This is a genomic window from Rubellimicrobium rubrum (genome assembly GCF_006152115.1).
GTDB lineage: Bacteria > Pseudomonadota > Alphaproteobacteria > Rhodobacterales > Rhodobacteraceae > Rubellimicrobium > Rubellimicrobium rubrum.
Window position 1 is genome coordinate 51472 of the sequence record NZ_VDFU01000025.1, and the last position, 8850, is coordinate 60321.

Genomic DNA, 8850 nt, shown 5'->3' on the forward strand with positions numbered 1-8850 from the left:
TGGCTTCTTGAGGCCACCTGATGTCGAGGAGCGTCTCGGCACCCACAAGGTCCTGTGGTCGCGCCGCTCTGACGGTGAACCCTCAGGTTAGGCTTCGATCACACCGTTCTCTGTTCGCCTTCAATCAACGGCTGCTATCTATCGAACCTCCGGCACAGTCTGTGCCGGAGGTTCGAATGGTTGCGGGGGGGCCGACCCCACCGAGAGTTGAGCCTACTTCACTGATAATGGCAGTCCAAAACTTAAACACCGCGGCGATAACGCAGTGTGAAAGGACGAGGTCGAGCGGGCCGCGACATCGCTCTGCGAACTGGCAGTCTTACGGCATAATCGCTTCCAACCAGGCCGCGAGTTACTAGGGCGACATCAGAACCGCACGACGGCTTTGATAAGTCGGGTGCGGTCGCTAGCCAGCGCCTCGAACCGGTGCTGGAACTGTTCAAGGTTCATGATCTCGGAGCACAAGGCTTCGCTGTCGACCGCGCCCGAACGCAACGTCTCCATCACCTGGTCGAAGTCCTCCTTCAGAGCGTTGCGGCTACCGATCAACCGCATCTCGCGCTTGTGGAACTCCGGGTCTTCAAAGGTGATCGTGTCGCGCACGACGCTCACCAGCACGTAGCTGCCGCCATGGGCGACCAAAGGAAAGCCCGCCTCGATGGCCCGCGCGTTGCCGGTGGCATCAAACACCGCGTCGAAGCCGTCGGCCAGGTCGCCCTGGGTCACGGGCTGGCCCACGACATGGGTCCGCTCGAAGCCGAAGCGCGTGGCGGCCAGGTCCAGCCGTTCGGGGCTGACGTCGAGGATGTGGACCTCCGCCCCGGCCAAGCGTGCGAACAGCGCGGTGCCCAAGCCGATAGGGCCGACCCCGGTCACCAGCACCCGGTCGCCGGCCTCAGTGCCCGACCGCCGCACCGCATGAGCTCCGATGGCCAGGAACTCGACCATGGCGGCCTGGATGGGCGTCAGCCCCTCCGCCGCATAGAGGTTTCCGGCCGGAACCACGATCCGGGCGCAGAGCCCGCCATCGCGATGCACGCCCAGGACTTCGATCTTCTGGCAGCAGTTGGGCTTGCCACGCCGACAGGCCCGGCACGTCCCGCAGGCGATGTAGGGATTCACCACCACGAGCTGCCCCTTGGTCCAGCCCTCGGCCGTCTCAGCCACGGTCGCGCTCAGCTCATGACCGATCACCCGCGGATAGGCGAGGAAGGGGTGCTTGCCCTCGAGAATGTGGTAGTCGGTGCCGCAGATCCCGACGGCAGCGATGTCGATGAGCACATGGCCCGGCGGCGCGACCTGCGGGAGCTCATGCTCCAGCAGCGCGAACTCACCGGGTTGGACGCAGGTCCCGGACAGCATGGTCATGACTGATCCGGGTGAGCTGGCTTCGAACGTCATTGGGCAACCCCTACGCGGGCCGAAAGGCTGGCGCTGTTCCGAGGCGCCCACCCGTCCGGCAGGGCCCCCTTGATGATCAGGCTCAGCACGTCGTCCTTGGTCACCTCCTCAATCCGATGGGAGCCTACCAGCGCGCCGCGGTTCATGACCACGATGCGGTCGCAGAGATCGAAGACGTCGTGGATATCGTGGCTGACGAGGAAGATGCCGATCCCCTGTCCCTTGAGTCGTCGAACCAGGTCCCCGACCATGGCCGTCTCGGATGGACCCAGGGCGGCCGTGGGCTCGTCCATGACAAGTATATTGACGTCGAAGTAAATCGCGCGGGCAATGGCAATCACTTGTCGCTGCCCCCCTGAAAGGCGGGACACGGGATCGCTGAGGTTCCGGAAGTTCGGGTTGAGTCCACGCAGCGCCTCGGTGGCCTCCCGCATCATGCGGGCGTCATCCAGGTTGCCGAAACGAGTCTTAAGCTCCCGCCCCAGGAATAGGTTGGCCGGAGCATTCAGATGGTCGGCCAGGGCCAGCGTCTGATAGATCGTTTCGATCCCGTGAGAGCGCGCATCCTGCGGCGAGGCGATCTGGACGTCCCGGCCCCGCACGCGGATGCGTCCCTCGTTGGGGATCATGGCGCCGGACAGGATGCGCATAAGGCAGGACTTGCCCGCGCCGTTGTGCCCCAGCACCCCCACGACCTCTCCAGGGTAGAGGTCCAGCGAGACGCCGTTGACGGCGCGCACCCCGCCGAAGTGCTTCTCGATGCTGATCATCTCGACAAGCGGCGTGACCCCTTGGGGTGGGTCGGCTTGCGCATGGGTGGACTCGGTTGCGATCACGTGGCAGGCTCCGTTCGGGCAGAGCCGGCCGGGGCGAATAGCGTCGTCCCAGCCGGCCTCACGGTCTCAATAAAGCACGTTCTGCGCTTCGGGGGCGTCGATGTTGTCCTTGGTCACCATGACGACTCCAGTGTCGATCATGGGCTCGACCGTCCCGCCGGCAAGCAGGTCGAGAACGGCCTGCACGCCAAGCTCGCCCATCTGGAACGAGCCCTGCACGGCGGTCGCCGCCAAGACGCCGCTGCGGACCATGTCCTGAAGATCGGCGTTGCCGTCGAAGCCGATGGCCGTCAGCGTGCCCGCGCGGCCGGCCTGCTCGATCGCGCGGCCCATACCGATCGCGGTGGGCTCGTTGGCCCCGAAGATCCCCACGAGGTCGGGGTTCGCCGCCAGCACGTCAGTGGTCTGGTTCAGCGCCGTGGCCATTTGGCTCTGGGAGTAGAAGGGTCCGACGATCTCCAGGCTGGAGTTGGCCGCGAGGTACTCGGTGAACCCTCCCACCCGCCCAATCTCGGAGCCGACGCCCGCGACATAGGACATGACGGCGACCTTCCCCTCGGTCCCCACCGCGTCGATCATCGCCTGAGCGGCCAGCTCGCCCGCCGTCTTGTTGTCGGTGGCGAGGAACGTCTGGTAGGTCCCCTCCGCCCCCTCGCCCAAAGCGCTGTCAATGATCGCAACCGGGATGCCCGCCTCGAAGGCCCGCTTGACCGACGGAGCGAGGGCATCGGGATCGGACGGCGCAAGGACGATGCCGGCCACACCGCGGCTTATCGCATTCTCGACCATGTCGACCTGGTCTGCGATGTCGGACTCGGCAGCGGGGCCGTCGAATGTCATCGTGTGCTCGCTCTGGCCCTCTATGGCCGCGGCCGCACCTTTGTTCACGTTCTGCCAGAAGTTCGAGTTCGTGGTCTTCACGATGACGGCGATCTCGCCGGCCATGAGCGCCATTGGCGAGACGGTGAGTATGCCGGCCGCAAGCACCGCCTTGAACAGTGTATTCATGATGTCCTCCCTTAGTGTAATTCAGGCAGTGGGGCGCGTTCAGCGCCGGTTACGAAGCTGGTCGACGTAGACTGCGCCGATCACGACAAGGCCAATGACGATCTGCTGGATGAAGGACGACACGCCCGCCATGTTCAGGCCGTTGCGCAGGACGCCAATGATGAAAGCGCCGATCATCGTCCCCGAGATATTGCCTACGCCGCCCATGAGGGAGGCGCCCCCGATGACCGCCGCCGCGATGGCATCAAGTTCGGCCATCACACCCTCGTTCGGCTGGACGGTGATGAGGCGGGACATGAGCACCATTCCGGCCAGCCCGGCGAGCCCGCCCGAGAGCGCGTAGGCTGCGATCTTGGTGCGGTCGACGTTCACGCCCGAGAGCCGGGCCGCGTCCTCATTGGAACCAACGGCATAGATGTGCCGCCCAAGCTGACGTCGTCGTAGCAGGTAGGCGGCCAGCAGGGCCACCACGAGCAGCAGGATCGCAGGATAGGGGACGCCTGGGAAGATCACCCGGGGAAAGCCGTTCTCCCCCATCTCAACCACGCGGAAGAGAGCGCCGTTCCCCAGCAGGCCGAAGGTCTCCCCCAGTCGCGAGATCGGCGCCGCGCCGGTCAGCTGGAGCGCAAGGCCCCGCGCGATCAGCATCATGCCCAGGGTGGCCACGAATGGCGTGATCCGCAGCTTGGTGATGACCAGGCCGTTGAAGACGCCGCAGAGCGCGCCTGTTGCTACGCCCAGCCCCATCGCGGGCACCACCGGCAGACCGCCCTGGATCAGGAGCCCGCAGACCGTTCCCGACAACGCCAGGACCGATCCAACTGAGAGGTCGATCCCGCCCGTGACGATGACCAACGTCATTCCGATGCCGAGCAGGCCGATGATTGAAGTCTGAAGAAGGACCGTCAGGCCGTTGTTGATCGACAGGAAGGCCGGGTTGCCGAAGCTGAAGGCCACAATCAGGGCGAGAAGCGTGACGAGGGCGGCCAGCTTCTGCGCCAGGCGCGAGACCCCCTCGATTCTGCCACGCTGTCCGAGCGGCTCCGCGCTGGCCTTCTCGACCTGTGACAAACGCGGTCCTCCCCTGGTCACGCAAAGTAGTATTTTATCATTAAAGTCTGGCTATCAGCCGCGATTGACTCGGGTCAATGGTTTTTAATAGTTTTGGACATAAGGACCGACCCGGGCGGCAACCTGGGCCAAACCTGCCAAGGAGATGTTGTGGCTCGAACCGATGCGCGCTTTCGAGAGGCGTTCAACAGCCTGCTCGACCTCTGCGGCGGGCTCACGCCCGGGGACTCGCTCCCGTCCGAGGCGGCCTTGGCGGAGCAGATGAATGTCAGCCGCACGATCGTCCGGGGCGCACTGCGCGATCTGGACGAACGCGGCCTCCTCCGGTGGGAGGGCCGGTCCAAGCTGCTGGTCCGCCCTCCCAAACGTTCCGACAGGATCGAACTGCGCGGAGACAGCGTGACGCTGGGGGAGCTCGAGACACGGTTCCTCGACTGGATCCTGCGGTTCGATGTTCCGGCAGACACGCCGCTCAACATCACGCAACTGGCCCGCCAGTTCGGCGTCACGCCCTACACGCTTCAGGAGTTCCTGTCGGGCTGGTCCCGTTTTGGGCTGGTCCAGCGCCGGCCGCGCGGCGGCTGGCTGCTGCTAGGCTTCACGGCGGACTATGCAGTGGAGCTTTCAGACTTCCGAGCCATTCTCGAAACCGACGCCGTCCGGCATCTTGTGGCGCTGCCGCCCGAGCATCCGGTCTGGTCCACGCTCGAAAGCCTGCGGGTCGACCATCACGCGCTGCTCGATCGGATCGAGACCGAATACCACGACTTCTCCAAGCTCGATGAACGCTTCCATGCAGCCGTCACCGGGGTCGTGCGCAACCGCTTCGTGGTGGAGTTCCAGAAGGTCATTTCGCTGATCTTCCACTACCACTTCCAGTGGGACAAGACGGACGAACGCCAGCGCAACGAGGCCGCGATCCGGGAGCACCTTCAGTGGATCAAGGCCATGCAGCGGCGCGACGAGGGAGCCGCCGTCGCAGCCGCGCGGGCGCACCTTGCCACGTCGAAGCAGACGCTCCTGTCATCCCTCCGGGGCCACAACCTCGCCTGAGGTCAGCAGGCGGCCCAAGACGCCCAGCGTCCGGAACGGAGCGCCAAGGACAACAACGGCCTATCAGCCAACCAAGCGCTGCGCCGGCCCAGGTACCTGCTCTCGCCCTTCCTGGTCTGCGGCCGCTGTGGCGGCAAGATGACGATCGCCGGGTCGGGCCGGAAGAAGTACTACTACTACTGCGCCACTGAGAAGACCAAGGGCAAGTCGGTCTGCGAGGGCATGCCCGGGTTGGTGCAGGACGACGTGGAGCACTTCGTCCTGGGTGGCCTCAAGACCCATCTCATGCAGGACGAGGTCTACCAGGCATTCCGTCGCAAGGTGGAGACCCAGATGACGGCCATGGTTGAGCGCTCCAACTCCGGTCTCCTGGTGATCGAGGATCAGATCCGCAAGCGTGAACGGGACGTTGCCAATCTGGTGCGGGCCAGCTCGGAAGGTGGCTACAGCCGGGTCATCGCCGCAAGCCTCGCTGCCGCAGAAGCTGACCTCGAGACGCTTCAGGCGAAGCATGCGACGGAGACGCCGCAGGTCATCCATCTTCCTAAGGATCTGCCGTCGGTCTACCGGGCCTACGTCACCGATCTGACCGCTTCGCTGGCCCACGACCTCGTAGTGGCCCGGGCCAGCGACGCGCTGCGCGCCATCCTGGATCGGGTGGTCATCCGATACGGCGTTGTTGCGTAACTCTTGAGCGAGGCGGCTCGCGCGGAGGGTTTGGCTGCCTACTTGGGCGGGCATGAGCAAGCCTGCCCCTCTCCGCTACCGCACAACGAACTGGCCTGAGACCAACGCGGCGCTTCGCCAGCGCGGCTCGTTGCTGGTTTGGCTCGACCGCGAGATGGAGTGGTCTGCCCCGAAGCTGGGGCGACCGGGCCGACCTCAGACCTTCTCGGATGCTGCCATCCAGTTCTGCCTCAGCATCAAGGTTCTATTCGGCCTGGCGCTGCGGCAGGCAATCGGGATGGTAGAAAGCTTGGCTCGAGACTGGCGGGCCTGGACTGGCCTGTGCCGGACTTCTCCACCCTGTGCCAACGACAGAAGTCTGTCAGCATCCAGATCCCGTTCCGCCGCGCGGGCGGCGATCTTCATCTGCTGATTGACAGCACGGGCGTGAAGATGCGGGGCGAGGGCGAGTGGCAGGTGCGCAAACACGGTCCCAGCCGCCGGAGACAGTGGCGCAAGGTGCATTCGGCCATGGACACGACCACCGGGGACATCCGTGGGGTGGAGTTCACCTCCAGCCGCGAGGGCGACAGCCCCGTTTTGCCCGATCTGCTGGCGCAGATCCCAGCCGAGCAGCCGATCGGCACCGTCACGGCCGATGGGGCCTACGACACCCGGACCTGCCATGCCGCCATCGCCAGGCGCGGCGGCACCGCGATCATCCCGATCCGCGAGAACGGCAGGCCCTGGAAAGACGACAGTCCTGCTGCCCAGGCGAGGAACGAGAACCTGCGAGCAACCAAGCACTTCGGCCCAGCCTTCTGGAAGCGGCTGACGGGCACCCACGCCCGAAGTCGGATCGAGGCTCAGATGCGCCGCCTGAAAGCCTTCGGAGAACGCATCGCCTCACGAGACCCTGACCGCCAAGCCGCCGAGATCCACACGCGTATCGCCCTCATGAACCGCTTCTCAGCCCTGGGCAGGGCTGAGATCACGCGCGTCGCCTGAACCAAAGGGGAAAGGGGCACCCTCGGCTTCAGCCCGAGTTACGCAACAACGCTCCCAACATGTACTCGTAAAGGTCGCCCTTGGTGTCGCGATCCCGCATCGGGATCTCGTCCAGCATCTGGACGACCTTGGCGAGGAGGGTGGGCGTGGGGATCCCCAATCGCGCATCGCGCATGTGGGCGCCGTAGGAGGAGCCTGTCTCGCCCAGCGAGCGCCGGAACGGGAAGACATGCTCGTCCACGACCGTGAACATCTCGCGGGGCTCGAAGTTCTTGAAGCGCAACCAGCGCAGGTCGTCGTAAGCCCGGCCCTTGCCATCCGTGCCTTGCGGGAAGACGGGTCGCGTCATGGGCACGCCCAAGGTCGCGGCCTTGTTCTCCTCGCGAGTGTGGATGTCGTCGAGACCCTTGATGAACAGCAGGAAGGTGATCTGCTCGATGACCGCGAGAGGGTTCGCCACGCCACCTGACCAGAATGCGTTCCAGATCTGATCGACCTGACTGCGGATCGGGCCTGTGAGCATGCTGCCCTCCCTGGTTGTGTCTCAACCACCGATAGCGGGCTCTCAGACCTGCCACAACGAAGCGCGCAGAAAAGAACTGTTGCACCCCGCATCTGCCACGGACACGTCGCCACCACGGATCAGAGGAACGGTAGCTTTGGTGCGTCGGCATCTGGGTCTGCCACCACCCCCTTGACCTTCGCGATCTGGGTTTCCGGCTGCTTGAGGGTCGGCAGTCCCAAGAAGGCGCGGTCCTTCGGGTTCGTGACGGCGCCATGCACGCGCGCCAGACTCCTGGCGCGCTGGTCCTCGGACAGCGTTTCCACCATGGCCAGATACGCCGCGCCATAAAGGATCTTCCGACGCGTGTCCGCCTTGCGCTCTTGGCGCTTCACCTGCGCCTTCAGATCCCTCAGCCGCGCCTCGTACTGGGCGATCACAACGTCGAGGTTTTTCACAGCCATCGTCTCCCGTGATGATTGGTCTTGCATGAGGAGAGCTGGGGCCTCTGATCAGGATCCGCTCGCGACGTTGGACGACCTTGGCCTCTCGCCCCACACGTGGCACGATCCCGCAGCCCCGAAGGGTCCAGGGCGCAGTTACGCAAACAGGGGGTTTGCCTGCGCGCCTCGGCGGCGGGCCTAGTGCCGAATGTCGGGCGCGGGCCCGACATCCCCGGCATGAGCGCCGAAACCAGCAACCCCCTGCACCCCGCAAGGCACTTCTCGATGTGGATCCTGTCACGATCCAAAGGAGGGTCCGCCGTGCGCGCTGCCGCTTACATCGATCGGACCAAGATCACGGACGGGCGGACCGGGATCAGCCATGACTCACGCCAGAAGGCTGGCCTCCTGCGCACCGGTATTGTGAACTGGAACGACGGCGACGGACCCGCCCTCTGGAACGGTTTCGAGGCGGTCGAGACCCGCATCAACGCCCGGCTCGGGCGAGAGCTTCGCATCGCGCTTCCCAAGGAACTTCCAATCGGGGAGCAGGTCCGTCTCGTGCGCAGCTACTGCCTCTGGATGAAGGACCAGTACGGCCTCGCCTGCGAATGGGCGATCCATGCCCCCACTTTTCATGACGAGAAGGAGGGCAGACAGCTGTGGCAGGAGCGCTCTGCGCCCGATGGTTAGTTGGCCTACGAGGCAGCGCTCCGCGATCCCACGCGAACGAACCTGAACTTCCACGTCCACATCCTCCTGACGGGCCGCACCGTCGACCGCGCGAGCCGTGGTCTGCCCCCTGAAAAGTGGTCCTCCCTGAAGTAGGCTTTCGGGCCTGAGGAGGACGAAGGAATGCCCC

General features: G+C 65.0%; 9 protein-coding genes and 1 pseudogene. 4 read left to right on the plus strand and 6 right to left on the minus strand.

The window, feature by feature from the left end:
• Positions 1–366: 366 nt before the first annotated feature.
• The 4 genes from FHG66_RS16665 to FHG66_RS16680 all read right to left on the minus strand — a co-directional run bounded on the left by FHG66_RS16665 (position 367) and on the right by FHG66_RS16680 (position 4316).
• Positions 367–1368: a zinc-binding alcohol dehydrogenase family protein gene (locus FHG66_RS16665; RefSeq protein WP_218013883.1), complete on the minus strand. Its 1002-nt coding sequence runs from the start codon at positions 1366–1368 to the stop codon at positions 367–369.
• A gap of 29 nt (positions 1369–1397) precedes the next feature.
• Complete coding sequence (locus FHG66_RS16670) at positions 1398–2171, minus strand: ATP-binding cassette domain-containing protein (protein ID WP_139078191.1); 774 nt, start codon at positions 2169–2171, stop codon at positions 1398–1400.
• Positions 2172–2303: 132 nt separating this feature from the next.
• Complete coding sequence (locus tag FHG66_RS16675) at positions 2304–3245, minus strand: ABC transporter substrate-binding protein (RefSeq protein WP_139078179.1); 942 nt, start codon at positions 3243–3245, stop codon at positions 2304–2306.
• A gap of 39 nt (positions 3246–3284) precedes the next feature.
• Positions 3285–4316, minus strand: coding sequence for an ABC transporter permease (locus FHG66_RS16680; protein ID WP_218013884.1), 1032 nt, complete (start codon positions 4314–4316; stop codon positions 3285–3287).
• Positions 4317–4466: 150 nt separating this feature from the next.
• On the opposite strand from FHG66_RS16680, the gene FHG66_RS16685 reads away from it, so the two are divergent.
• From FHG66_RS16685 to FHG66_RS16695, 3 genes and pseudogenes are all read left to right on the plus strand, one after another.
• Positions 4467–5369 carry a GntR family transcriptional regulator gene (locus tag FHG66_RS16685; RefSeq protein ID WP_139078180.1) on the plus strand — a complete coding sequence of 301 codons (903 nt, stop codon included), beginning with the start codon at positions 4467–4469 and terminating at the stop codon, positions 5367–5369.
• A 96-nt stretch (positions 5370–5465) separates the two neighbouring features.
• A complete protein-coding gene (locus FHG66_RS16690) occupies positions 5466–6056 on the plus strand; it encodes a recombinase zinc ribbon domain-containing protein (RefSeq protein WP_281282957.1) in 591 nt (196 codons plus the stop codon).
• A 52-nt stretch (positions 6057–6108) separates the two neighbouring features.
• Positions 6109–7043 (plus strand): annotated as a pseudogene (locus tag FHG66_RS16695) (IS5 family transposase).
• A gap of 28 nt (positions 7044–7071) precedes the next feature.
• On the opposite strand, the gene FHG66_RS16700 reads toward FHG66_RS16695, so the two are convergent.
• Together FHG66_RS16700 and FHG66_RS16705 are read right to left on the minus strand one after the other, a co-directional pair.
• Positions 7072–7566 carry a type I restriction-modification system subunit M N-terminal domain-containing protein gene (locus FHG66_RS16700; RefSeq protein WP_139078182.1) on the minus strand — a complete coding sequence of 165 codons (495 nt, stop codon included), beginning with the start codon at positions 7564–7566 and terminating at the stop codon, positions 7072–7074.
• 119 nt (positions 7567–7685) lie between these two features.
• A complete protein-coding gene (locus FHG66_RS16705; protein WP_176556297.1) occupies positions 7686–8003 on the minus strand; it encodes a mobilization protein in 318 nt (105 codons plus the stop codon).
• A 306-nt stretch (positions 8004–8309) separates the two neighbouring features.
• On the opposite strand from FHG66_RS16705, the gene FHG66_RS16710 reads away from it, so the two are divergent.
• Positions 8310–8681, plus strand: coding sequence for a MobA/MobL family protein (locus FHG66_RS16710; protein ID WP_176556298.1), 372 nt, complete (start codon positions 8310–8312; stop codon positions 8679–8681).
• Positions 8682–8850: the final 169 nt, after the last annotated feature.